General features: G+C 67.3%; 35 protein-coding genes and 1 pseudogene. 34 read left to right on the top strand and 2 right to left on the bottom strand.

Going from position 1 to position 23,233, the window contains the following annotated elements:
* Nucleotides 1-73: 73 nt before the first annotated feature.
* Nucleotides 74-1,291: a hypothetical protein gene (locus DS843_RS21320; RefSeq protein WP_286192236.1), complete on the top strand. Its 1,218-nt coding sequence runs from the start codon at nucleotides 74-76 to the stop codon at nucleotides 1,289-1,291.
* A 19-nt stretch (nucleotides 1,292-1,310) separates the two neighbouring features.
* Entirely contained in the window at nucleotides 1,311-2,435 is a 1,125-nt protein-coding gene (locus DS843_RS21315; protein ID WP_149470847.1) for a glycosyltransferase family 4 protein, read from the top strand.
* Between the two features lie 127 nt (nucleotides 2,436-2,562).
* Here the strand turns inward: DS843_RS21315 and DS843_RS21310 are convergent, their stop codons facing one another.
* Both DS843_RS21310 and DS843_RS21305 read right to left on the bottom strand, forming a co-directional pair.
* Entirely contained in the window at nucleotides 2,563-2,850 is a 288-nt protein-coding gene (locus tag DS843_RS21310) for a hypothetical protein (protein WP_149470846.1), read from the bottom strand.
* 493 nt (nucleotides 2,851-3,343) lie between these two features.
* On the bottom strand, nucleotides 3,344-3,904 hold the full coding sequence (locus DS843_RS21305; RefSeq protein WP_167525400.1) for a hypothetical protein: 561 nt from the start codon (nucleotides 3,902-3,904) through the stop codon (nucleotides 3,344-3,346).
* A gap of 139 nt (nucleotides 3,905-4,043) precedes the next feature.
* Here DS843_RS21305 and DS843_RS31305 point away from each other — a divergent pair, with 139 nt between their 5' ends.
* The 32 genes and pseudogenes from DS843_RS31305 (at nucleotide 4,044) to DS843_RS21145 (ending at nucleotide 23,232) form a co-directional block, all read left to right on the top strand.
* A complete protein-coding gene (locus tag DS843_RS31305) occupies nucleotides 4,044-4,340 on the top strand; it encodes a helix-turn-helix domain-containing protein (RefSeq protein ID WP_167525399.1) in 297 nt (98 codons plus the stop codon).
* Nucleotides 4,341-4,595: 255 nt separating this feature from the next.
* On the top strand, nucleotides 4,596-5,072 hold the full coding sequence (locus DS843_RS21295; protein WP_149470843.1) for a phage regulatory CII family protein: 477 nt from the start codon (nucleotides 4,596-4,598) through the stop codon (nucleotides 5,070-5,072).
* 2 nt (nucleotides 5,073-5,074) lie between these two features.
* Complete coding sequence (locus DS843_RS21290) at nucleotides 5,075-7,282, top strand: DDE-type integrase/transposase/recombinase (RefSeq protein ID WP_149470842.1); 2,208 nt, start codon at nucleotides 5,075-5,077, stop codon at nucleotides 7,280-7,282.
* Between the two features lie 81 nt (nucleotides 7,283-7,363).
* On the top strand, nucleotides 7,364-8,128 hold the full coding sequence (locus DS843_RS21285) for an AAA family ATPase (protein ID WP_149470841.1): 765 nt from the start codon (nucleotides 7,364-7,366) through the stop codon (nucleotides 8,126-8,128).
* Nucleotides 8,125-8,742: a hypothetical protein gene (locus DS843_RS21280; protein ID WP_149470840.1), complete on the top strand. Its 618-nt coding sequence runs from the start codon at nucleotides 8,125-8,127 to the stop codon at nucleotides 8,740-8,742. Before DS843_RS21285 ends, DS843_RS21280 begins: the two co-directional genes overlap by 4 nt.
* Nucleotides 8,739-9,089 carry a hypothetical protein gene (locus DS843_RS21275; RefSeq protein ID WP_149470839.1) on the top strand — a complete coding sequence of 117 codons (351 nt, stop codon included), beginning with the start codon at nucleotides 8,739-8,741 and terminating at the stop codon, nucleotides 9,087-9,089. Before DS843_RS21280 ends, DS843_RS21275 begins: the two co-directional genes overlap by 4 nt.
* Nucleotides 9,086-9,493: a hypothetical protein gene (locus tag DS843_RS21270; RefSeq protein WP_149470838.1), complete on the top strand. Its 408-nt coding sequence runs from the start codon at nucleotides 9,086-9,088 to the stop codon at nucleotides 9,491-9,493. Before DS843_RS21275 ends, DS843_RS21270 begins: the two co-directional genes overlap by 4 nt.
* Nucleotides 9,490-9,885 carry a hypothetical protein gene (locus tag DS843_RS21265; RefSeq protein WP_149470837.1) on the top strand — a complete coding sequence of 132 codons (396 nt, stop codon included), beginning with the start codon at nucleotides 9,490-9,492 and terminating at the stop codon, nucleotides 9,883-9,885. Before DS843_RS21270 ends, DS843_RS21265 begins: the two co-directional genes overlap by 4 nt.
* Entirely contained in the window at nucleotides 9,882-10,274 is a 393-nt protein-coding gene (locus tag DS843_RS21260; RefSeq protein WP_149470836.1) for a hypothetical protein, read from the top strand. The genes DS843_RS21265 and DS843_RS21260 overlap by 4 nt, the downstream gene beginning before the upstream one ends.
* 51 nt (nucleotides 10,275-10,325) lie before the next feature.
* A complete protein-coding gene (locus DS843_RS21255) occupies nucleotides 10,326-10,865 on the top strand; it encodes a host-nuclease inhibitor Gam family protein (RefSeq protein ID WP_149470835.1) in 540 nt (179 codons plus the stop codon).
* Between the two features lie 8 nt (nucleotides 10,866-10,873).
* Nucleotides 10,874-11,173, top strand: a complete 300-nt coding sequence (locus DS843_RS21250; protein ID WP_149470834.1) for a hypothetical protein — start codon at nucleotides 10,874-10,876, stop codon at nucleotides 11,171-11,173.
* Entirely contained in the window at nucleotides 11,166-11,429 is a 264-nt protein-coding gene (locus tag DS843_RS21245) for a DUF2312 domain-containing protein (RefSeq protein WP_149470833.1), read from the top strand. Before DS843_RS21250 ends, DS843_RS21245 begins: the two co-directional genes overlap by 8 nt.
* Nucleotides 11,422-11,697, top strand: coding sequence for a hypothetical protein (locus tag DS843_RS21240; RefSeq protein WP_149470832.1), 276 nt, complete (start codon nucleotides 11,422-11,424; stop codon nucleotides 11,695-11,697). Before DS843_RS21245 ends, DS843_RS21240 begins: the two co-directional genes overlap by 8 nt.
* The gene (locus DS843_RS21235) at nucleotides 11,694-12,059 is read left to right on the top strand and encodes a hypothetical protein (protein ID WP_149470831.1); all 366 of its coding nucleotides are present in this window, start codon (nucleotides 11,694-11,696) and stop codon (nucleotides 12,057-12,059) included. Before DS843_RS21240 ends, DS843_RS21235 begins: the two co-directional genes overlap by 4 nt.
* Entirely contained in the window at nucleotides 12,056-12,253 is a 198-nt protein-coding gene (locus DS843_RS21230; RefSeq protein WP_149470830.1) for a hypothetical protein, read from the top strand. The genes DS843_RS21235 and DS843_RS21230 overlap by 4 nt, the downstream gene beginning before the upstream one ends.
* Entirely contained in the window at nucleotides 12,250-12,492 is a 243-nt protein-coding gene (locus DS843_RS21225; protein WP_149470829.1) for a hypothetical protein, read from the top strand. Before DS843_RS21230 ends, DS843_RS21225 begins: the two co-directional genes overlap by 4 nt.
* The gene (locus tag DS843_RS21220; RefSeq protein ID WP_149470828.1) at nucleotides 12,489-12,776 is read left to right on the top strand and encodes a hypothetical protein; all 288 of its coding nucleotides are present in this window, start codon (nucleotides 12,489-12,491) and stop codon (nucleotides 12,774-12,776) included. Before DS843_RS21225 ends, DS843_RS21220 begins: the two co-directional genes overlap by 4 nt.
* Before the next feature lie 5 nt (nucleotides 12,777-12,781).
* Nucleotides 12,782-13,177: a hypothetical protein gene (locus tag DS843_RS21215; RefSeq protein ID WP_149470827.1), complete on the top strand. Its 396-nt coding sequence runs from the start codon at nucleotides 12,782-12,784 to the stop codon at nucleotides 13,175-13,177.
* Complete coding sequence (locus tag DS843_RS21210) at nucleotides 13,174-13,647, top strand: regulatory protein GemA (protein WP_149470826.1); 474 nt, start codon at nucleotides 13,174-13,176, stop codon at nucleotides 13,645-13,647. Before DS843_RS21215 ends, DS843_RS21210 begins: the two co-directional genes overlap by 4 nt.
* Nucleotides 13,644-14,225, top strand: coding sequence for a hypothetical protein (locus tag DS843_RS21205; protein ID WP_149470825.1), 582 nt, complete (start codon nucleotides 13,644-13,646; stop codon nucleotides 14,223-14,225). Before DS843_RS21210 ends, DS843_RS21205 begins: the two co-directional genes overlap by 4 nt.
* 74 nt (nucleotides 14,226-14,299) lie before the next feature.
* A complete protein-coding gene (locus tag DS843_RS21200; protein WP_149470824.1) occupies nucleotides 14,300-14,881 on the top strand; it encodes a hypothetical protein in 582 nt (193 codons plus the stop codon).
* A 455-nt stretch (nucleotides 14,882-15,336) separates the two neighbouring features.
* Complete coding sequence (locus DS843_RS21195) at nucleotides 15,337-15,876, top strand: hypothetical protein (RefSeq protein ID WP_149470823.1); 540 nt, start codon at nucleotides 15,337-15,339, stop codon at nucleotides 15,874-15,876.
* 10 nt (nucleotides 15,877-15,886) lie between these two features.
* Nucleotides 15,887-16,648 (top strand): hypothetical protein, encoded by a 762-nt coding sequence (locus DS843_RS21190; protein WP_149470822.1) that lies wholly within the window; start codon nucleotides 15,887-15,889, stop codon nucleotides 16,646-16,648.
* Between the two features lie 11 nt (nucleotides 16,649-16,659).
* Nucleotides 16,660-16,863, top strand: coding sequence for a TraR/DksA C4-type zinc finger protein (locus DS843_RS32070; RefSeq protein ID WP_149470821.1), 204 nt, complete (start codon nucleotides 16,660-16,662; stop codon nucleotides 16,861-16,863).
* On the top strand, nucleotides 16,863-17,165 hold the full coding sequence (locus DS843_RS21180) for a DUF2730 family protein (protein WP_149470820.1): 303 nt from the start codon (nucleotides 16,863-16,865) through the stop codon (nucleotides 17,163-17,165). Before DS843_RS32070 ends, DS843_RS21180 begins: the two co-directional genes overlap by 1 nt.
* Complete coding sequence (locus tag DS843_RS21175) at nucleotides 17,162-17,458, top strand: VpaChn25_0724 family phage protein (protein ID WP_149470819.1); 297 nt, start codon at nucleotides 17,162-17,164, stop codon at nucleotides 17,456-17,458. The genes DS843_RS21180 and DS843_RS21175 overlap by 4 nt, the downstream gene beginning before the upstream one ends.
* Nucleotides 17,459-17,461: 3 nt before the next feature.
* Nucleotides 17,462-17,986 (top strand): DUF3486 family protein, encoded by a 525-nt coding sequence (locus DS843_RS21170; RefSeq protein ID WP_149470818.1) that lies wholly within the window; start codon nucleotides 17,462-17,464, stop codon nucleotides 17,984-17,986.
* The gene (locus tag DS843_RS21165; protein WP_149470817.1) at nucleotides 17,983-19,584 is read left to right on the top strand and encodes a hypothetical protein; all 1,602 of its coding nucleotides are present in this window, start codon (nucleotides 17,983-17,985) and stop codon (nucleotides 19,582-19,584) included. The genes DS843_RS21170 and DS843_RS21165 overlap by 4 nt, the downstream gene beginning before the upstream one ends.
* The gene (locus tag DS843_RS21160; RefSeq protein WP_149470816.1) at nucleotides 19,584-20,372 is read left to right on the top strand and encodes a DUF935 domain-containing protein; all 789 of its coding nucleotides are present in this window, start codon (nucleotides 19,584-19,586) and stop codon (nucleotides 20,370-20,372) included. The genes DS843_RS21165 and DS843_RS21160 overlap by 1 nt, the downstream gene beginning before the upstream one ends.
* A gap of 32 nt (nucleotides 20,373-20,404) precedes the next feature.
* Nucleotides 20,405-21,837 (top strand): IS3 family transposase gene (locus DS843_RS21155; protein ID WP_286192234.1). Its coding sequence is split into 2 segments (ribosomal slippage): nucleotides 20,405-20,774 and nucleotides 20,774-21,837, totalling 1,434 coding nucleotides; the frame shifts between segments, so codons are not numbered across the junction.
* Nucleotides 21,838-22,121: 284 nt separating this feature from the next.
* Nucleotides 22,122-22,964, top strand: a pseudogene (locus tag DS843_RS21150) (phage portal protein family protein); the annotation flags it as partial.
* Nucleotides 22,951-23,232 carry a hypothetical protein gene (locus tag DS843_RS21145; RefSeq protein WP_149470814.1) on the top strand — a complete coding sequence of 94 codons (282 nt, stop codon included), beginning with the start codon at nucleotides 22,951-22,953 and terminating at the stop codon, nucleotides 23,230-23,232. The pseudogene DS843_RS21150 and the gene DS843_RS21145, both read left to right, overlap by 14 nt.
* Nucleotide 23,233: the final 1 nt, after the last annotated feature.

Here is a 23,233-nt window from a genome sequence, read left to right as displayed (position 1 = left end):
AATCGGGAATTCCCTTTCCATTCATGCCATGGAATGCTTCCGCCTGACGTGATGATCGGACGGCGGGGTGCGGGTGGCCGAGGGAGGAGGGGCGCTGTGGCGAGCCGCCGGGTTGTTCCTGGCGCTGGCCGTCTACGGCCTGCTGAGCGCGCCGGCTCCGGCGGACATCCGACCGGCGGAGGCGGTGATCGGCGCGCTGTTGGTGCTGGGTGTCGGGTTTCTGCGCCCCTTGTCCGTTGCGACGGGCCACAGCTTGCTGGAGCGTGAGTCGCTGCCGTGGGAGTTGCCCGCGGTGCTGTCGCTGGCGGTTCTGTTGTGGTGCCCGCTGATGCGCGGCGTGTGGCTGGGCTGGGCGCCGCGCGACATGGTGCGCGACGTTATCCCTTTGCTTTACCTGTTCCTTCCAGTGCTTCTGGTGCCATTGCTGAGGGCCGCCTCCGACCGGGCCGTCGATCTGCTGACCGCGGGAATGGCGGTGGCCGGAGCGGGATTCGCGCTTCGCTGGTGGAAACAGGCGGAGTGGGGATTCGGCGCGGTCGGCGTCCGCGCCATGGCGGACGGCGGGGTCTATCTGCTGAACGCCCCGTCCGTCCTGTTCGCCGCCATTCTGTTGCCGGCTTTCGGATTCGGGATGCTGGTGCGCGGCGGGTGGCCGAGGCGGGTCGCGGGAATGGTTGCGATTCTGGGCGGGCTGATGTGCTTGGCGGCTCTGGCCGGGGCTGTGCACCGGATGGCGCTGGGTCTCGCGGTCATCGCCTTCGCCGCGCTGGGCCTTTGGTGGCTGCGCCGGGCACCGCTGGCGGCGCTGGGAGCGGGGGCGGCGGCGCTGCTTCTGGTCGTGCTCGTCCCGGACGTGCTTTTCGGCGCCCTGGGGCAGGTTGCGGAAAAGACCCGGTTGGCCGGGGCCAACACCCGCTGGGAGGAGGCGGAGGCCGCCGTCGGGCAGGCGCTGTCCTCCCCCTCGGCCTTCCTGTTCGGGCAGGGCTGGGGCGCGCTTCTCGCCAACCCGGCGGTGGGTGGATGGCGCGTGTCCTACACCCACACGCTGGCGACCTACGCCATCGCCAAGGCCGGGGTGGTCGGGCTGTGCGCCCTGACCGCCTATCTCGCAGGCCTTGCCCCACGCGCCTTGGCGCTGCTGCGCGCCGACCCGGCGCTCGGCTGGGCGGTGGTGCCGCCGTTGCTGATGGCGCTTGGGGCGCACACCAGCTTCAAGTACCTGGATACGGGACTTCTGCTCACGTTGATGGTGCTGGCGGCGGAGCGCGGGAAGCGGTTGCCGGAGCCTTAGGCGAAATGCATACTTATGCGTGCTCTCCCATCGCTCCGGTGCGGTTGTCGTGGATTCTCCTTCCATCCTGTTCATCAACCGCGTGTTCCCTCCGGATAAAGGAGCGACCGGGCGTTGCGTGTCCGATCTCGCGGAGCGGATGGCGGCGATGGGATGGCGCGTCACCGTCGTGGCGGACGGGCGCGGCCCCGGTGTGGCGCCGCCCGGCGTGACCGTCCGGCGCACGGGCGGCGGTCCGCCGGACGCACGGGAGCCGTCCGGCGACCCACGGCTGAGCGTGCGCGGCTATCTGGCTGCCGGGGTGCGGTTGATTCAACGGGCATTGCGCCTGCCGCAGCACGACGTGGTGGTGACGATGACCGATCCGCCGCTGCTGGCCTGCGCCGGGCCGCTGATCGCCGCGCGGCATGGCGCGGCCTCCATCCACTGGAGCCAGGACGTCTATCCGGCCCTGCTGCCGGTGCTGGGCGTCCGTCTGCCGGACCCGCTGATGAGGATGGTGGAGCGGGCGAGCGTCCGGGCGCTCCGCCGTCACGACGCGGTTGTCGCTATCGGGCGCTGCATGGCCCGGCGGCTGGTCGCCGCGGGCACGCCGGCGGAGCGGATCACCGTCCTTCCCAACTGGCCCGATCCGCGCGCCCGGCCCGTGCCGCGCGCCGGCAATCCGTTCCGCCTGGAGCATGAGCTGGGCGACCGCTTCACTGTCGCCTATTCGGGGAACATGGGGCTGGCCCACCCGATGGACGCCATCCTGGGCGCGGCGGAGATGCTGGCCCGCAGCGATCCCGAAATCCTCGTCCTGCTGATCGGTGAAGGACGGCGCCGGGCCGCCCTGGCGGAGGCGGTGGAGCGGCGTGGTTTGACGAATGTCCGATTGCTGCCCCTCCAGCCGCCCGACCGTCTGGCCGAGAGCCTGTCGGCGGCGGACCTGCATCTGGCGACCATGGACGCGCGGGCCGAAGGACTGCTGGTGCCCAGCAAAGTGGCCGGCGCCCTGGCGGTCGGCCGCCCCTGCCTGTTCCTGGGGCCGGAAGGCAGCGACGCGGCGACACTGCTGGATGGCTGCGGGCAAAGGCTGGCGCCGGGCGACGCGGCGGGGCTGGCGACGGCGATCCGCCGCTACGCCCACGATCCGGCCTTGTGAGGAGACTGATGGTTTGAGGTATTGGGCGTCGGGATTTGGTGGGATTTTCGGGGACAATCTGGGACGCCGAGCCGTTGGAAATCCTACGTCGGCGCCCGCTTGAGGAGCCTGTTCGTCAAACCATCCGTCACATCGCTTCGCCCTCCGACTTCGCCGCATGGTTTGAGGCGGCTGCATCCGCCAGGACCGCCCGCGTGAGGCGCTGTTCGTAGATCAGATCGAGCTGGCCGCGCCGGATGCTGCCAAGTCCGATCAGCACCAAGCCCACGGTGGACAGTCCGAGACCGGGCAGCGGATCAAAACGCGACACAGCGGCCAGTCCGATGCCCAAGGCCGTGAGCAAGAGCCCGGCCACGGTTAAGACAAAAGAAACCATAGAAGTTGGTGTGGTGATTGGCTCGTTACCTTGCTTCATCGTTTCCTCGCAAATTGAGAACATGATGCACCGCAATGCGCGACGCCACGTTGCACGTTTGGTTGCTGAAGTCCTGATGTTCGTTTACCCCTAGGCATGCACCATCTGAAACGCTGGTCTTTTGCATAAGGGAGGTTGACGAGGCGACGAAGGGACACGCGAACGAAGACTTCGCGAAAAAGCGGTGTCGATGTTCGCGTTCCTTTACCGCCGCGCGCAAGATCGCCCTGACTTCATCAGCCTCAGCAGGGCTGCCAGAGAAAATCATAGAATACATAGGCACACCTTGTGCTATCCCGACGCTGCCGCACGGCGGCGTGGGGTGGAGGGTCTCATCGACCGGACGATGTTTCTCTCTCACGGGTGTGCCTGCACCCGTTGACCGGGGCTGCCAACCCCGGCCCCCGCTCTTTCCAGTTACATACCATGGTATGTACTACAGGTTGAGTGGTAACAATTATTCTGCCACTCGTAATTCTTGGAATGCAAGGCCCTAACCGGCCAATCGTACTATGTCCGAGAGGTCCGGATCAGCGCCGATATCAATCGGGTGGCCGGCCTCACGCAGCTCGGGCGGCACGCCGCCCACCTGGGCCAGCTCACGGCGGCGCCGGGCGAGCATGCGATACAGCAGCACCATAAGCCGGGCCTTCGGCGCAGGGTCGAGGATCAAGTCCTCTCGCACCAGGAACGTTTCGACGCCCACCACCAAGTTGGTCAGCAGCGCCTCATCCACTGGCTCGACGACGCCGGTTGGCTCGCCGTGCGCCCCCGCCACCCGCTCGTGCAGCCACATCGGGCCTTCGCCGGTCGCCAGCCAGTCGAGCGATACCCCCTTGGCGTAGGCCAACCCCATGATGCTGTCGAAGGCCGGGCGGTTCAGCCCCTTCACTTGGCGCATCAACTGTTCGCGTGACATTCGTGCGGCCTGAGCCGCCATGGATTTCGTATCGAACAGGTCTACCACCATACCCATTCGAGTTCCCAGTTCGGCCAGGAAACCCGGAACGTCAGTTCCTTCTTCACCGCGTTGTTCCTGCTTCCTGGAAGTCATTGATTTTCCTCGTTCTTCTGCGCGACGGACGCTCAACAAGCGTCATCGGAACCGGGAACGGTTCCAAGATCGAAAATTTGTCTGGAACGCCATACACTTTCGAGGTATGGAAATAGACATGGCAACTGACACGACACAAATGTCACATCGCGAACCGCCCCCGTCGGATCTGATCGACCGTCGCGACTGGATCGTCGCGAAGGCCAAGCGTAACGGAAAGTCCCTGCGCCAGATCGGAAAAGACCTGGGGATCACCCATCAAGCGGTGGCCCAAGGGCTGCGCGCGCCGTCGCTGCGCGTGGAACAGTATCTGGCCGACCTGCTCCTCTACCCGGTCCAGCAGCTCTTTCCGGAGCGCTACAGGCCTGACGGAACGCGGCTGTGCCTCACGCGGGAACTCCGCTCCGAGCCTCCGCCCGCGGTGGAGGCGGCATGATCCGCCTTCCGGTACAGCCGGCCCACCGCGGCCGAGGCCGCCGCCCAGCCGAGGAACGCCTCGGCCACGTCGGCCAGGGACCGCCCCACTGGACCCGCCCCGGCCCGCGCCGCCGCGTCAACACCGGCAAGGCCAGCGCCGAGATAGCGCCCCGCCGCCGCTTCGAACACTTCCGCTCCGAGTTTCACATCAACCTCCAAGCCTCTCGTGAAGAGACAATCTCACCGGCTTGAAGCACGCACAACGGGAACAGACATGGCTAAGTCTCCCTACAAGCAACGCCGGCCCGGAACGCTAAAGGCAGCGGTCCATGAGCTGATCGTGGCGTGCGGCGGTCTCGAAAGGGCCGCCGAAATCGCGCGGGTCCGCAAGGCGCAGCTCTTCCGCTATACCGACGACAGCGACGACAACGCCGACTGCCACATGCCAGCCGACATCGTCGCGGCGCTGGAACGCTACTGCGATCTTCCCCTGGTGACCGAGTGGCTGGCGGCGGAACACGGCAGCGCGCTGCTGCCTCTGGCGCTCTCGCCTTCGGAAGAGACCATCCCGCAGGATGTGGCCGAGATCGCCGAGCACGCTTCCAAGCTCTTCCACGAGTTCGCGCGGGCCAGCACGGACGGCACCATCGACGCGGCCGAAGCCGCCCGGATGCTCGCCGCTGGCGACGACATGATCCGCGAATACATGCACCTCCGGCCGGCTCTGACCAGCCGCATCACGCGGGGCTGACCATGGCGGAGGAGCGCGACCAACAGGAATGGCGCACCGCCGCCGGATGGGCTGAGGAGGGAAAGGCGGGCGTCCCCGACATTCCCGCCAGCGCCCGCGGTGTAAAGAAGAAAGCCGAGAAGGATAATTGGAGGTCTCGGCCCAACGAAGGGCAGGGCGGCGGTCTGCAATATCATGTGTCGTCGCTGCCCCCAGCCGCTCGCCTGGAACTGGCCCGCCGGGCCGCCCAGACGCACCCGCCAGCGTCTGTTCCCGCCAGCCCGGCGGTCGCGGCGACCAAGGCCAAGCTGAAGGCATCCTCGGCGCTGACGTCGCGGGGCAAGGAACGGCTGGACGCCAAGCTCGCCATCTGCGCCGCCTTCGACCGCTTCCATCAAGCGTCGGGCCAGGGTGTCTTCGCGGCTCGGCAGAAGTTCGTCGGTTTCTACAACGCCGGCGAGATTACGGTGGAACCCTATGTCCGTTCGGAGAAGCCGACCATCAGCGTTTCGTCGCTGGAGCGCTGGCTTAAAGACCGTGCGACGGGCGATGCGGCGAAGCTGGCCGGCCGCTACGGAAACCGCAAGGGCGGCGGCGTCCTGGACCGTGCGGTTAAGGACATCAAGGGTTACCTGATCGCCGCCCTGATCGAGAACCCCAATCTCTCCGTGGAAAAGGTCCGCCGTCTCCTGGTCGTCCGCTTCGGCGAGTACGTGATGCTGTTCGACGGCGCCGAAGCGCCAATGCCCTCTGAACGACGCCTCCAGGTCATCGTGCAGGAATGGCGTGACAACAACCGCCAGCTCCATCTTGCGGTCACCAACCCCGACGCTTGGAAGTCGCGTGCCCGCGTCGCTGTCGGCAACGCTTCGGAGGGTATTGAGCGGCCCAACCAGCTGTGGGAGATCGACGCCAGCCCATCGGACGTGATGCTGACCGATGGTCGCCACTCGATCTATGTGGTGGTCGATGTCTTCACGCGCCGCATCATGGTGCTCGTCACCAAAGTGCCGAAGTCCTCCGCCGTCCTGCTGCTGATCCGCCGGGCAATCCTGGCCTGGGGTATGCCGGAGGCCATCAAGACCGACAACGGCTCGGACTTCACCAGCCGCGAGGCCGAGCGCGCCTACTTCCTGATCGGTGCCGCGCACCCGACCTGCACACCCTACAGCCCAGAGCAAAAGCCGCACGTCGAGCGCTCTATCGGCACGGTCCAGCACTCGTTCATGACCATGCTGCCGGGTTACGTCGGCCACGACGTCGCCGCCCGTCAGGCCATCCGGGCACGGGAGACCTTCGCCAAGCGCTTGGGCGAAGCCGACGCCGATGTGTTCGACGTCCGCCTGTCTGCCGAGGAGCTTCAGCAGCTGGTCGATGCCTGGGTCGAGAACGTTTATCAGCACAACACCCATGAAGGGCTGGGCGACCGCACCCCCTTCGAAGTGGCGGAAGCGCACGCGGCCGGCGTCGCGCGCGTGGCTGACGAACGTCAGCTCGACATCCTGCTGATGCAGGCCCCTGAAGGTTGCACGCGCACTGTGGGCAAGAAGGGCGTCATGGTGGAGAACGCCACCTTCTACGCCCATGAGTTGATTCCCTTTATTGGGACCGGGGAGGAACTGGAAGTCCGCCTCGATCCCGAGGACATGGGCCGCATTTACTGCTACAGGCCCGACCCCTTCGAGTTCGTGTGCATCGCCGAGAACCCGGAGCGCCTGGGTTTGTCCCGCCGCGCTCTGGCTGCTGAGGCCAAGGCCTTGCAGCAGCGCTTCATTGCCGATGGCAAGGCCGCCATCAAAGCCGCCAAGGCGAAGTTCCGCCCGCACGAGCTGGCCGACGCCATCATCGGCAAATCGCTGCCAGCCCCGGCGCCGAAGGTCACGGCCTTGCCCACCGCCGCGCTGCCGCCGACACCGCAGTCAGCTGGCATGATGGCCGCATCGCGGGCCGTCGAGGCCGGCACGCCCGCCCAAGCCGCGCCGCTGACGGATGCCCAGCAGGCTCGGCAGGCCGATATCGCCCGCCGGATTGAGGCGCCGCCCGTCCAGTCCGACAGGCCGGAGGACCGCTGGTGGGCGCGTGCCCAGGCCATCGAAGCCGCCATTGCTGCCGAACAGGAGGTAACTCAGGACGATCTGGATTGGCTGGCAATGGCCGAAACCACCGCTTGGTACCGCGCGCGCAAGCGCAGCCAGGAACGCACCGCCGGGTTCGCCCGCGCGGTCGAGTAACTCCCGAACACAACCATGGCCCGCGCGTGGGGCGCACGGACCAGGGCTGAAACGAAACAAAAGCACCGAATGAGGTTGACCATGCCGCAAACCAGCACGACGCGCAACAGCTTGCCCGGTAAGTGGGCGCCGTTACGCAACCTCACCCTGATGGACGAGCTGGTCGAAACGCTGAAGACGCGGCCGAGCCACGCGCCGGGTTTGGGCGTGTTCCACGGCCCTTCCGGCTTCGGCAAGAGCTACGCCTGCGCCCGCGCTTCGGTCGATCACCAGGCCTTCTACGTCGAGGCCAAGTCGATGTGGTCGCCGCGCACGATGATGGCGGCCATCCTGAAGGAGATGGGCCTGCCGGTGAAGCGCTCCGCCACCATCCACGAGATGGTTGAACAGGCTGCCGAGGAGCTGGAAGCCTCGCGCCGCCCGCTGCTGATCGATGAAAGCGACCATGTCGTCGCGCGCGGCTTGGTCGAGCTGGTACGCGACCTGCACGATGCCGCATCGCCGGTGGCCGTTATCGTCCTGGTCGGAGAGGAGGGACTTCCCCACAAGCTCAAGCCCTATGAGCGCGTGCACGGCCGCGTGCGCAAGTGGGTCGCCGCGCAGCCCTGCAACCTCGAAGACGCCCGTGCGCTCGCCGAACTGTACTGCCCCAGGGTCACCGTGGACGATGACCTCCTGGCGCACCTGGTGCAGATGGTCGGCGGCTCCACCCGCCGCATCGCCGTGAACCTTGAGGAGTTCGCCACCTTCGCCTTCGGCGAGGGCATGAAGACGCTGACGCTGAAGGATTGGGGCAACCGCGAAATCTACACCGGCGCCCCGCCCGCAGTGCGGAGGTTCGCGTGACAGCCACCCCGCGCAAAGGCCGCCAGGACCTGCGCGCCGAGGTCTGGGCTACGATCCGCCGTCTCAAGCGGTTCACAGTCCCGGACCTGCTGGCGGCGGGCATGAGCCGGCCGACCTGTAAGAGCTTCATTCCGCTGTTGGTGGACAACGGCATCCTGAGCCGGGAGGAGGTGCCGGGGCGTCGCGGTTTCGTGGACGGAATGGTCCAGCGCTACGAGCTGGTCCGTGACCTCGGCCGCCGTTGTCCGCGCTTCACCGCCAACGGCCAGCTGGACGAAACGCCCACGACCACGGAGCGCATCTGGGCGGCTATCAAGCCGCTGCCCGCCTTCAGCATCCCTGAAATCGCGATGCTGGCCCGCGTCGCCCGGCCCACCACGGCGAAGTACATCAACACGCTGTACCGCGCCGGCTATCTGGACGAGCTGTCACCGGGCGGGGGCTACTACCGGCAGGCCAAATACCGGCTTCGCCGGAAGCGCAGCACCGGCCCCCAGCCGCCCGTGATCTGCAAGGACGGGTCTGTCTGGGACGCGAACGAAGGCAAACAGGTGCTGGCGCCGCGCGCCGAGACCAAGGCCGAGGCGCCCGCCTTGGCGGAGGTGGCGGCATGACGTCGATGCTCGCCAAGGCGACCGAAGCCTGGGGCGGCAACCCGCCGCCGTTCGTCGTGCTTCTCGCCAAGGAGGTGGATCGAACCTCCCTGGGGTCGGCTGGAAACCGCATCGGCTACGGCAAGGCCGCCGTGTCCCTAGTTCTCAGCAACCGCTACGGCGCGGCCACCGACGCGATCCGCGGCGCCGTGATGGCCGCCCTGGGCGAAGCCGTGGACTGCCCGCTTCTCGGCCCCATTGAACAGGCCCGCTGCCACGCGGCGCAGTCCACGCCCTTCAGCGCCACCAGCCCTCTCGCCCGTCTCCAACGCGCCTCTTGCCGTGCCTGCCCCCGGAGGGACGCATGACCATATCCCCTGTGGCCGACGCTATCGAGGCGTTGGCCGACCAAATCGCGCAGCTGGCCCAGTCGCCCGGCCAGCAGTCGCCTGGTCAGACCGATGCGCTGGCCGACCGCCTTTTCCTTCTGGCCCAGCAGGCCCGCCCCGTCGAGTTCCAGACCGGTGTGCGCCTGTCGCATCGGGCGGAAGGCCTGCGGGGTCGGGCGATCACCAAGCCTTTCCGCCCCCTCGATCCCGGTGAGTTGAACGCCCTATGCGGTGGGCTGCGCTACTTCGCGGCGACGGTGCGCGGACGGGTGCAATCCACCCCTGTCTCGCCGTCGCTCTCCGCCGGCAACGTTCTGGACTTCAGCGCCGCCGCCGCGCGCCGCCACCGCGCCGCCGCTTCGACTGGGGGGGACGCGGCATGATCGCGCGCAGCAACCCGCAGATCGGCGCGTCCGTCGTGATCGACGTGCCCGTTCCCGGTGCCGCCGCGGTGACGCAGGTCATCCGCGCCATCGTCACCGTGCGCGACCTTGGCGACGGTCGCTTCACCTGCATCCTGAAGGACGAGGGCAGCGGAGCGGCCGAGGCGGTCACCATTGCCCCGGCGCCGGGCGGCCATTGGGTGTGCGTTGCGCCGCCCGTGGACATCCTGGGCGCGATGCACACCGCCCGCCGCGTGCTGGCCGGCGAGACGCTGCATGGTCCCGCTCTGGCCCCGCTTCTTACGCTGGCCCGCGCGGTGGAGCATCTGACCGGCTGCGTTCGGAGCGCCGGCCCGTGCCTTCCGGCCCGCATCGATGGAGGCCGAGCATGAGCGCTCCCACCGTCTTCCATGAATGGCGCCTGCTGGCGGGCTTGGACGCCTTCGCCGACGCGGAAGAGCAGGGCCGCCAACTGAACAAGAATGAGCTGACCGCCGCTGTCGGCAGCTTCACCGGGAGCGACGGCCGGAAGTTTCGTGACGCACTCGTCGCGCGCGGCTGGCTGACGATCCTTGATCCCGGCGGCTCCAACAGCCCGGCCAAAACCCGCGTCACCGAGAAGGGCTGGCAGCGGCTGGGGCGACCCCAGCCCAAGCCCAGCAGCCGCGGGCCGCGCACCCGCAAGTGCCTGAAGTGCACCAAGCCGTTCCAGTCCGAAGGTGCCCACAACCAGATGTGCGCCCGCTGCCGGCTCCAACCGGAACGGGACATCGCGTTCTGACCGTCTCGTCAAACCATCTGTCCAACCCAGACACAAAGAGGCAAGAACCCAATGGCCGCCGCCAAGACCACCCGCAGCAAGACCGCTGCCGCGACCGTGCCGATCCCGCAGAGCCGGGCTGAGGCGACGGACGCCGTCGCCGAGATCGGGCAGGCACAGCGCGAACTGCTGCGCATCGAAGCCGCGATGAACGACGAGCTGGCGCAGATCAAGGAGAAGTACGAGGAACAGGCCCGGCCGTTCCGGGACCGCGTGAAGGCGCTGACCGCCGGGGTGCAGACCTGGTGCGAGGCCAACCGCCACGCGCTGACCGACGGCAACAAGACGAAGACCGTGAACCTGTCCAGCGGCGTCGTGAAGTGGCGCCTGACGCCGCCGTCCGTGAAGGTCGGCCGGGGCATGCTGGCCGCCGTCCTGACCAACATCCGCCAAACGGGGCTGGCCGACCTCTTCATCCGCACCAGCGAGGAACTGAACAAGGAAGCTCTTCTCGCACAGGAGGAGAAGGCGAAGACCATCCCCGGCATCACCATCCATCAGGTGGAAGAGTTCGTGATCGAACCTTTCGCCGAAGAACTCGCTACGGCGTGAGGCGGACCATGAAAACCTTCGCACGCCACCGCACATTGGCCGAACTGAAGCCGCTGTGCGCCCAGCGGAACATCGCGGTCGATACGACCAGACACGATGTGATCGCGTCTGACTTCATCACGCTGTCCGGAAAATTCGGCATCGTTGATCTGATGGTGATCTATTCCGTGTTCAACGGAACCTTCTACGGCGAGACCAGCGACGGTCTGGCGTTCAACGAGCGGAGCCCGTTCGACGACACGCCCTGGTTCGCCGCCCTCCTGGAGCTGCTGTACGTCGCCAAACCGGTGGAGGCCGCCCATGGCTGAGAGCGATGTGGGCGGTATTGCTGCCGACCGCCTGAAGTCCTTCGTCGAGCGCATCGAGCGCTTGGAAGAGGAAAAGCGCGGCCTGTTGGAGGACATCTCCGAAGTCTACGCAGAGGCCAAGGGCACCGGCTTCGACACCAAGATCATCCGCCAGATCATCCGCTTGCGCAAAATGGACAAGGCGGACCGCCAGGAACAGGAAGCGATCCTTGAACTCTACAAGGAAGAGTTGGGGATGGAGGACGCCAATGGCTGACCGTCCCACCCTTGACCAGGAAGTCCTGCACTGGCTGCGCCGTCGCGTCGGCGAGCTGATGGGCCGGACGGGGGAGGCGGCGATAGCCGCCGCCCCTTCCGCCGCGCGCCTGGTGCTGCTGAAGCTTGGCATGCCCGACCTCGACACGCTGGAAGCGGCCATTGCCACCCGCTGGGGCGTCTCCCTGACGCTTGGGGCCAGCACCGACACCATCCGCGACATTGCCGGTGCCATCGTCGCCGGTATGCAGAGGAAAGCAGCCGCATGAGCCGCTACACATCCATGATGCTGGTGCTCGCGCGCGCCGCCGAGCAAGCCAACGCCGCCCCGGCTTCCACGGTGGAAGTGCTGCGGGCTCTGGGCAAGGTCGAACAGAAGCACGGCATCCAGGCCACCTTGGCGGCGGCCCTGTCGGCCTATGTCTCGACGGTGACGACGCTGATCGCTAACGACGCCATGCGGGCCGACCAAGCCGTCACTCAAGTCGCCGAGCGTCTTCAGCACCTGACCGAGATCCGCGATGCCTTGGCCGCCGGAAAGCCGATGCCGGACATTCGCATGATCGGCGCGGCGACGGTGGAAGACGATGTCTCCGCCGTGTGGGGCAAGAGGCAGGGAGGCACAGCATGAGCGCTCCCAACATTGCTGCCCTGCTTAAGGAAGCGGACGAACTGCCGAACCCCGAAAGAAGCCTCCTGACGCACAACGAGCGGGAGTTGATCGAGTTCTGCAACCGTCTGGCGTTTGCCCTGCGCTGGGTGACCTCGGAGAGCCGGGAGCCGTTGGATCGGCCCGCCAAGGCGGCAGAGGGGCTGATGCCATGAGCCGCCCCGCCGTCACTCTCGACCTTCAGGTCGATCTGTATGAAGAGGGCGTGGTCCCCGTCCTCCGCGTGGCCGGTATCCCCGGCCACGCGGAGGCGTGGTTCCTGATCGACAACGGAACGGTGCGGACGCTCGGCCCGATGCGTGGCCTTCCCGCGCGTCTGCCCGAGCGCCCGTTCGCCCCCGGCCTGCCGTCGCTCGCCTCGATCCTGCGCGATGCAGTCGAGGTGACCCGATGAACAGAGCCACCCTCAGCTTGGCGCTGGAAGTGGCCGCCCTGGCAGAGCGGATGCGGCGTGGCGAGCCGATGGGCACGCGCATGCGGGCCGACTTGCTGACCCTTCTTCCCCGCGTCCGCGAGGCACTGCGGGGCGCTGAAGAGGACGCGCAACCCGCCGACCCCCGAGCCATCTTCGACGCGGCCTTTGAGATTTGCGCAGAGGCCGGCGTGGATGGCCGGGAACTGGCGGAGTGGTTCAACGAAGCCGCCGAGCGTCACGCCCGGCCTGCCAGCAGAAGGTGATCATCGTGGCCGAAGCTGAAGAGATGACGGTCTCGCAAGAGGCAGAGCCTGTCATGACAGGGGAAGAGATTTACCAGCGCATCAAAGCATTGGTCAGCACACTCGAAAAAGGCGCGACGAAGACGATGCTCGTCTACTACGTCGCCAATCGGATCGTGAGCCACGGCCTCTATTTGCACGGCACCCACGCGGGCATTGACCAGGAAGAAGCGCGTCTGCTGGATGAGCTGAAGTCCTGGAAGAACACGGGCCGGGACGTGAACCGTCACAAGCGCGTCATGTCGCTGCTGGCGAAGTTGGACGAGAACCACGCGGCTGAAGAGGCAGGCCGCAAGCCGCCCCACAAGTTCAAAACGCCCAAGCGCCGGAAGAAGCCCGCGGCCCGGAGAGCCAAGGTATGACCGCCCACGTCAAACCATCCGCCGACGCCGGGCGTCGGACGAAGGAGCTGGCGGCGATCCATGCCATGAAGCGGGAACTCGCGCTTTCGGAGGAATGCTACCGGGCGCGGGTATCGCAGGCGTCCGGTGGACGCACCGGCAGCGCCGGGGATCTGACCCAGCGTGAGCGGACGGCGCTGATTGACGGTCTGAAGGGCCTGGGCGCCGGGCAGAAGCGGCCCGGAGGTGGACGGTCGCGACCGGTGCGGGCTACGGGCACTCCCATCCAGGGCAAGGTCCGCGCGCTGTGGATCGAGGTGCACAAGGCCGGCGGCACCGAGGATGGCAGCGAGGCCGCCCTTGGTTCCTGGCTGGGCCGCCAGTTCGGCGTCCAAGCCCTGCAATGGCTGGACAACGCCACCGCCGCCCGCGCCATCGAGCAACTGAAGGGCTGGCTAAAGCGCATCCAGACGGAGAAGGAGGGGATATGACCACCTCGGGCCTGCGCATCCGCAATCTGCCGGGGGTCCTGTCGGACGTGCAGCGCCTGTGCGGCGACGCCATCGCCGTTCGGTTCGCCGCCGCCTTCGGCGACAGCCGGCTTCACATCCCGCGACCTGGCCGCATGAAGGAGGATCACCCGTTGGTCCGCGCTCTCGGCCGACGGGCCGCGCGGGTGATCGCCAGCCAGCTGGGCGGCCAGGACTATCAGGTGCCGACCGGCAGGCACAGCATCAATCACCACCAAGTGCGCCTGATGCGCTTGGCCGGCTGGCGGCACAGGGCCATTGCCCGCGTGCTTGGCATCCGTGAAGAGACGGTCAAGAGCTTGACCGAAGACGTGCAACCCGCCTCTGCCGAGGCACAGCCGGTCACCATCTGCTGCCCGTGCTGCGGTCGCGTGTACAAGGCAACTCCGCCGGCGGCACCGATCCTGGCGCCCTCGGAAGAGGATGACGAGACCTTCCTCGCCCGCATGCCGCCCCTGATCCGGTTGGCGGTCCGCGAAGGCGCCATGGAGCTTCTCGAGCTGCGCCGTCTCGAACACCGCCAACAATTGACCCTTTGAAAACGCGCCCAAACCGCCGCGCCGCAGCAATAGGACTGCGCTCCGCTGGCTCGAATAGGAGAGGAACAGCAACCGTGGCCGATTTCTACTTACGAAAAGGCGATCCGCTGGACCCCGTCTACGAAGTGGACATGGAAGCCGGGACTTGGCGCTTGGTGGCGTCGCGGATCGGCGTGGTCGCTGGCGTCGGTGGCGCCATGGCGGATGGTGGAGCGCGGTTCCGCTCTGCTGACTTCGAGCGGGTCTACCCGAAGGCCGAAAGCGACAACGTCGTCACCTACACCACCACGGCGCCGACCGACGCCAATAAGGCCAAGCTCGGCTGCGACTACGCCGGACACGAATTTGGCGCCAGCTACCCCGACAGCATGTGCATCGAAGGTTTCTTGTGGGACGCGGATAGCGACGATGGCGACGGAATGCTCACCAGCGGCGGGGATATTCCGTGCCCACAGTGCAACCACGCCCGCTGGTTGGAACACATCAGGGATGAGGTAATCGAAGCCGGTTACGAAGCCGCCTACGACGGCAAGACGGCTGACGATTGTCCGTTCCCGGCCAAGGCCCGGTTCGCCCAGGACGGCGAAATCTTCAAGGCGTGGTGGCTCCAAGGGCACCGCGAACACGCCGCGGAGAACGCTTCCGAACCCGCCTGAACGCACCAGCGAGATAGCGCCAAGGCTCCGTAGGAGCAGCGGCCTATCTCCGCTGCACCGCAATTTGCACGCGCCACCAACCGAGCGGTTGAACCTCAACCAGCCCCCGACAAAAGGAACTGCTTATGCCCTCACTACCTCCGCCATCACTCCGCTGCGACGTCCCAGGATGCGTCGACGAAATCGCCGTGCGTGTCGGCACCGAACAGCGATGCTTTGCGCACGCGCTCGAAAAGGCAAATGAGGAACAGCGGGCGCTGGGGCGCCCGCCACTGGTTCCCGGCGACGATGGTCGCTTACACCCGGCACAGTGACCAACCAAAAGCACCCAATCAAGCCGCCCAAATGGGCGGCTTTTTCATTGCGATAGAATTCTACGGCACCACCCCGTGCCCCGCTTTCCGGCAAGGAACTCGCCCCCTGAAACGCGCACACGCGAAGGGCGAAGATGGGGCATGACGAACACCCCTCCCTCCCTCCCCGCCGCCGGCCTGTCCGTCCGGCACTTCGCCAACTACGTGGTGCGACCGACGCTGGGCTTCCTCGGTGACGGGTTTCCCGGCATCGAGAGCGAGGCCGCCGTGGAGCTGATCCTCGGCACAGCCGCGCAGGAAAGCCAGTTCCGCGCGCTGGACCAGATCACCGGATCGAACGACCGGATGCTTGGCCCGGCCTATGGCTTGTTCCAGATCGAACCGGCCACCTGGGGCGATCTGCGCCGCAACTATCTGGCCCACCGGCTGGAGCTGAATATCCGCGTGACGCAGCTGCTGGCGCCGCACCCGGCGACCGACGTGCAGCTGGTCAGCAATCTGGCGTTCGCGGTCGCCATTGCCCGCCTGATCTACTACCGCAGCCCGATCAAGCTCGCCCGTGCCGGCGACGTCGAAGGGCACGCCGCCGTGTGGAAGCAGGTCTACAACACGCCGCGGGGCAAGGGGCGGCCGGAAGAGTTCGTCGCCAACTACCGGCGCCTGGTAGCGCCCAGCCTGTAAGGAGCCTCCCGTGGAAATCAAGCTGCCCGTCCTTGTGGGCGTTCTGTCACTCGCCCTGTCGGTGTTCGTCCTGTGCCTCATTCCCACCCTGTGGCGCAGCGGCGTCCGCGTGGCCGCCGGCCTGCTGACGGTGCTGGGCATCCCCACGGCCATGGTGGCGATCCTGCTGCTGTTCACCAGCTCCACCTGGGCGGCGGACGGCGTGGGCCGGCATCCGGCGCCGTGGCTGGTGACGGCCGTTGTGGGTGGCGCCATCGCCTACATCGTCTCCCTGGTCATCCGGCATAACCGCGGGATCGGCATCTTGGCGGCCGGTGCTGTCCTGTTCCTGCTGCCCTGGCCCGCCGCCGCCGGAGATGGCCAGACCTTCCCCATCGTCCTGCCCAAGGAGCTGGTGACCACGTTATTGGACGCCGCCCTCATGGCGACGTGGGCCGGCCTGATCTGGCTGATCAAGCGGGGCGCCGAATGGCTGAACATCAGCCGCGAAAGCAAGCAGGTGGACCGGCTGGAAGACGGCATGAACACCGCGCTGATGTATGCCCATGAACTGGCGCTGCTGGCGGGCAAGGATATTCGGATCGCCGACGTCCGGTCCGAGCTGGTGGCGACCGCCGCCAACTACCTGCTGCCCAAGATGCCCGGCACGATGAAGGCCCTGAAGATCGATCCGGATGGGCTGCGCGAGCGGCTGACCGCCCGGCTGGGCTACGTCGCACCGCATGGCGCCGCGACCGTCCTGTCCTCCCCCGTTCTGTCGTCGCATCGCTGACGGAGGGCGCCGTGGACTTCGGGGAGGAAGCCGAGGAGCGAACCCAGCGGCACACCGCGGCGGCCATTGCGGCCGCCCGGTCTCGCCTGGATGGCGATGGGGCGGATGACTGCACCGACTGTAGTGCGGTCATCCCGGCGGCCCGCCGGGCGGCCATGCCCAACGCCACGCGCTGCGTGGACTGCCAGGAACTTCTGGAACGACGGGGACTGTGATGGCTGACGAGCTGGCGAAGTGGGGCTGGGCCATCGCCCTGCTGTTCAATCTGATCCTCGGCTGGGCGCTGTGGTCCATGCGGAACGCCTTCGTCCCGCGCCAGGAGTTCCAAGAGCTGTCCACGAAGGTGGCGCTGATCGAGCGGGACCTGTCCCACCTTCCCACGCAAGACGACTTCGAAAGCCTGCGCGACGGGGTTTCGAAGCTGCAAGGGCAAGCCGATGCCCAGGCGGAATTGCAAAAGCGCGTCGCCGCTTCCGTCACCAGGATCGAAGACTATCTGCTGAAGGCGAAGGCATGAGCTTCCAGAACCACCTGATCGAGGATCTGCGGCTGTGCATCCTGCGCATCCTCGCCGAAGCACCCGGACACCGGGGCAACTCGTCCATCATCCAAAGCGCGGTGAACCAGCTGGGGCACCATGTCACGCGGGAGCAGGTGGTTCAGCAGATGGACTATCTGGCCTCGCTTCAGGCCATCGACACGGAGATGGTCGGACCCGTCAAGGTGGCCGAACTGCGCTCCATTGGTGAGAACCACCTGAGGCGGCTTGGGCCGCCGCTGCCGGGCGTCAAGCTGCCCAGCCTGGGTTGAGCCATGGCCCGTTCAACCATCGAACGCCTGCCAAAAGAGATCCGCGAAGAAATCGGCCGCCTGCGCCAAGGCGGCCGGACCATCGACGAGATCCTGGACAAGCTCCGCGAGCTGGGCGCGGACGTCTCCCGCTCGGCCGTCGGGCGTCACGTCAAGAAGATCGAGGAGATCGGCGCCAAGCTCCGCCAGTCGCGAGAGATCGCCGAGGCGCTGGTCCGCGAACTGGGGGACGAGCCTGACACGAAGGTCACGCGGCTGAACATCGAGATGGGCCATACACTCATCATGCGGCTGCTGTCGGGTGAAACGGAGTTCGGTCCGGAAGAGGTCATGTTCCTGACCAGCTCCATCCAGAAGCTTGCCTCCGCCCGCAAGACCGACGCGGACCTGATCATGAAGCTTCAGGCGGACGCGGACAAGAAGGCCATGGCCGCGATGGAGACGGTGGCGAAGAAGCGGGGCCTGACGCCCGAGGCCATCGCCTCAATCAAGGAAGACTTCCTCGGCATCCGGAAGGCGGCGTCATGAAGCGGCGCCCCGAGCCGGCAAACATCCAGGAGGATTTCGCGCGCCAGCCCACGGAGATCCCGGTGGAGCTGCGTGGCCCGGACCTGTTGCTGGATTACCAGAAGCGCTTTCTCGAAACGACGGCCATGCACACCGTGGTGGTGTGCGAGAAGTCCCGCCGCATCGGCTTCACCTGGGCGGTGGCGGCCGACGCGGTGCTGACGGCCGGCGCCGAGAAGCGCGCGGCTGGCATGGACGTGCTGTACCTCGGTTACAACCTCGACATGGCGCGGGAGTTCATCGACACCTGTGGCGCCTGGGCGCGGCTGTTCGACAAGGCGGCGTCCGCCATAGCCGAATTCCTGTTTGACGACGGGTCGGACGATGGCGTGCAGGCGTTCCGCGTCAACTTCGCCTCGGGGTTCGAGATCGTCGCCCTTGCCAGCCGCCCGCGATCCCTGCGCGGCCGGCAAGGCTATGTGATCCTGGATGAAGCGGCCTTCCACGATGATCTGGAAGAGGTCATCAAGTCGGCGATGGCGCTGAAGATTTGGGGCGGCAAGGTCGCGATCATCTCCACCCACGACGGCACCGACAACCCGTTCAACCAGCTGATTGAAGCCTGCCGGGCCGGGCAGAAGCCCTATGCCGTGCTGCGCGTCACCTTTGACGAGGCGCTGGATGACGGGCTGTACAAGCGCATCTGCCTGGTCAAGGGCGAGGAGTGGACCCAGGAAAAGCAGGATGCGTGGCGGGCCGACATTGTTGCGTCCTACGGCGACGCCGCTGACGAAGAGCTGCACGTCAAACCAAAGGCCAAGGGCGGCACCTGGTTGCCGCGCGAGCTGGTGCTGGCCCGCATGTCGCCGGATATCCCGGTGCTGCGGTTCGAGTGCCCGAAAGGCTTCGTGGATCTGCCGGACTTCGCGCGGCACGCCGTCGCCATGGCCTGGTGCAAGGAACATCTGGACCCGCTGATCGCCAAGCTGGACCCGACGCGGCAGAGCTTCTACGGCCAGGACTACGCGCGCCTGCGCGACGCCTCGGTCGGTTGGCCGGCGCAGCTGATGTCCGACCTGACGCTTCGGACGGCCTTCGTGTTCGAAATGCGGAACACGCCGGACGAGGAACAGAAGCTGATCGTCCGCTACGTGCTGGACCGGCTGCCCCGCTTCACCCGTGGCGCCATCGACGCCGGCGGCAACGGCGCCAGCCTTGCCGAGCGCATGCGGCAGCTGTTCGGGCCGGACCGGATCATCGAAGTCAAGTTCAGCACCGAGTGGTACCGGGTGAACATGCCGCCGATGAAGGCGGCCTTCGAGGGCGCCTCCTTCCTGCTGCCCAAGGACGCGGACATCCTGGTCGATTTCGGCCAACTGGAGATGCGCGACGGCGTCGCCCAGCTGAAGCGCCGGGGCGCGCGCACCACCAGCGAGGACGGCAACCAGCGCCACGGCGACGCCGCCATCGCTGCCGCCCTGTGCCACTTCGCCAGCCGCCAGGACCCGTCCGAATACGACTACACGTCCGCCCGCGCGCCGGAGCGCGACCAGCGGATGCACCCCGATTTCCCGGAAGACGATGCAGGCGGGCGCCGCTTCGGCGCCGGAGGATACTGATGGCCGCCATCCACGTACCGTCCACCATCCTCGGCGCGGACGGGCGCCCGCTCGTCCGCCAGGTGCTGACCGAAGAGGTCAGCGGCCCGACGCTGACCGGCGTCCGCCAAGTGCTGGCCGAACACCCGTCGCAGGGGCTGACCCCGCAACGGCTGGGCGGCATCCTGCGCGACGCCGAACAGGGCGACCCGGACGCCTATCTGGCCCTGGCCGAGGATCTGGAAGAGAAGTTCCTGCATTACCGCGGCGTGATCAGCACGCGCCGTCTGGCCGTGGCCGGCTTGGACATCACCGTCGAGGCGGCGTCGGACGATCCCATCGACATCGAGGCGGCCGACCTGGTGCGGGCGGTGGTCGAGGATGATGCCTTCGCCGACGTGCTGTTCGACCTGCTGGACGGCATCGGCAAGGGCTACTCGGTCGCGGAAATCGTCTGGGAGACGTCGGCACGGATGTGGAAGCCGGCGCGGATCGTGCACCGCGATCCGACCTGGTTCCGGCTGGACCGGAACGACCTTCGGACGCTGCGCCTGAAGGAGGAGGGCTACATCGACGGGAAGGACTTCGACCCGTTCAAGTTCATCACCCACGTTCCAAAGACCAAGTCCGGCATCCCGATCCGTGGCGGTATCGCCCGGCCGGCTGCGTGGGCGTGGCTGTTCACATCGTTCGGCACGAAGGACTGGCTGTCCTTTGTCGAGACCTACGGCCAGCCGATCCGGGTCGGCCGCTACGGTCCCGGCGCGTCGCCCTCTGTGCCAACGTCAGGTGAGACAGCCGCCTCCTGAAATGATCGGTAGAGGGCGCTGTTGAGGACCCGATGAGCATGAAGCCCCTGTCGCCATCCGCCGCCCCCCTTTCGCCCCCGGATCCGGAGGTCAGCGACCGGCCGCAACGCCGGACGTTCAGCATCGCCGACAAGCTGCGCATCCTGGAGGAGATCGACCGCGCCCGCCCCGGTGATGTTGGCGCCATCCTGCGTCGCGAAGGGCTGTACTCGTCCAATGTCGGACGGTGGCGCCGGCAGCGCGATGCCGGCATGCTGCGCGGACTGGCTCCGGCCAAGCCCGGCCCGAAGAGCCCGCCGGCCAATCCGCTGAAAAGCGACGTGGAGCGCCTGGAGCGGGAGAACGCGCGCCTGCGTGACCGCCTCACTCGCGCCGAGGCGGTCATCGAACTCCAAAAAAAACTTTCCGACGTGCTGGGACTTCCGCTGCCCTCGCCGGACCGCGACGAGAGCCGGTGATGGCCGCCATTGAGCAGGCGGCCCCGACGGTGGACGTCGCCACCGCCTGCCGGGCGCTGGGCGTGCCGCGCGCCAGCTTCTATCGGCACCGCGGCCGCCAACGTCGCGTCGGGCCGCCGTGCCCACCACCACGGCCCCCCTCACCGCCGCGCACGTTGAGCGCGCCGGAACGCCGCCAGGTTCTTGACCTGCTGCATGGCGAGCGCTTCGTCGATGCCGCCCCGGCCCAGGTCTACGCCACGCTGCTCGATGAGGGGCAGTACCTGTGCTCGGTGCGCACCATGTACCGCCTGCTGGCCGCCAACGACGAGGTGCGTGAGCGCCGGCAGCAGCGCCGGCATCCGGCCTATGCCAAGCCCGAGTTGCTGGCCACCGGCCCCAACCAGGTGTGGAGCTGGGACATCACCAAGCTGAAGGGGCCGGTCAAGGGCACGTGGCTGTGCCTGTACGTCATCCTCGACATCTTCAGTCGGGCCGTGGTCGGCTGGACGGTGGCCTACCGGGAAAGCGCGGCTTTGGCCGAGCGGCTGATCCGCCAGACCGTGCGCAAGCACGGCGTCGCCCGTGACCGGCTGACGCTGCACGCCGATCGCGGCGCGGCGATGAAGGCCAAGGCGGTGATCGAGTTGCTGGCCGACCTCGGCGTGACGCGCAGCCACAGCCGGCCGCAGCAGTCCAATGACAATCCCTTCTCCGAAGCCCAGTTCAAGACGCTCAAGTACCACCACACCTTCCCGGACCGCTTCGGCTCGATCCAGGATGCCCGGGCGTTCTGTCGCGCCTTCTTCGCCTGGTACAACACCGGGCACCGCCACTCCGGGCTGGCGCTGATGACGCCGTACCAGGTCCACTACGGCGACACGGGGGCGATCCGCACCGCCCGGCAGGCGGTGCTCGATGAGGGGCACCGCCGCCATCCCGAGCGTTTCGTGCGCAAGCCGCCCGAAGCACCCACGCCGCCGGCCGCCGTGTGGATCAACCCACCAGCCGACCGGACGGTGAGCTGATGTCCAGTCCTGCCATCCCGTTGTTCGGCGGAAGACCGGCATCCCGCCGTCCCGGCTTGTCATCCCCCACGCCGGCGCGCGAGAGGGAGGGCAAGGCCCTTCCCGAGGGACCCGCCCTCAGGGGCGGGACGGAAGGACCTTGCGCGACCCGAGCCCGCCGGCATCCTGCAAGCAGACGGGCGCGGCGACCTCGGCGCGGGCACCTCTAATCACGGGAGCTTGCCGAGCCTGAACTCCAAACCCGGCTGTCTCATTCGCGTTGACACGTACCGTCGGATGCGGACAAAGCCGCGTTGCTGCGGGCGGTGCGCTCCATTTCGGCCGACGCCGCCGCGATCATCCCGCAGTCCATGCTGATCGAGTTCGTCCGGGCCGAAGGCGCGTCGGCGAACGCGGACATCTTCCTGCGCCTGGTGGAGTTCTTCGAGCGCCAGACGTCGAAGCTGGTGCTGGGCCAGACAACCACCACCGACGCCGTGTCGGGCGGCCATGCGGTTTCGCAAGAGCACCGGCAGGTGCAAGAGGACATCGAGCGCGCCGACGCCCGGCAGCTCGCCGTCACGCTGAAGCGCGACCTGTCGGAACCGATGGTCAAGCTGAACATCGGTCCACGCCCCGGCTACCCGACCATCCGCATCGGTCGCCCGCAGGCCGAAGATCTCAAGCTTCAGCTTGAGGCGCTGAAGGGGTTGATTCCTCTCGGCCTGCGGGTCGAAGCATCCCAGGTGCGGGACAAGTTCGGCTTCACCGACCCGGCCGAGGGCGCGGAGCTGCTGGGCATGCCGGCCAAACCCCAGGTGCCGCCGAAGGTGCCGCCACAGGACGTCGCCGACGTCTCGCCGGAGCCGTCCACGGCTGCGGCCCTGGCCGCCGCGCAGGCTGGGGGCGACGCGGTGGACCAGCTGGTGGACGAGCTGCTGGCCGACTACGAGCCGCTGTCCGGTCCGTTGGTCCAATCCATCCTGGCGGCGGCCGGCGAGGCCGAGAACGCCGAGGACTTTGTCACGGCCCTGGTGCGGATCGCCGGCGAGAACCGCACCAGCGGCCTACAGGAAGCCCTGGCGCGAGGGCAGTTCATGGCGCGCATCGCGGCGCGGGTTGGAGCGACGGGGGATGGCGATGAGTGATGCGGTCAAGCTGCTGTCGAAGGTGACCGGTGTCGGCGTCAGTGAACTAAGGGCGCTCTGGCAGGATGCCAGGGACAACGTGGACCGCCTGCACGGTTGCACCCGCCATCGGTTCGATGTGCCGTTCGATGCCGTCCAGCCCGGTAAGCGGTTCACCTGCCTGGAGTGCGGCGGCGTCATGAGCCTGTCGGACATCGGGAACTATATCCAGGGCTACGTCGCGGCCGGTGGCGCGGCGGACGATATCTGGCCCGGCTGGACCCGATAGG

Origin of the sequence: Roseomonas genomospecies 6 (assembly GCF_008365375.1) — a bacterium.
Classification (GTDB): domain Bacteria; phylum Pseudomonadota; class Alphaproteobacteria; order Azospirillales; family Azospirillaceae; genus Azospirillum.
The sequence above is the reverse complement of the archived record's forward strand: the minus strand, read 5'-3'. Positions and strand labels throughout refer to the sequence as shown.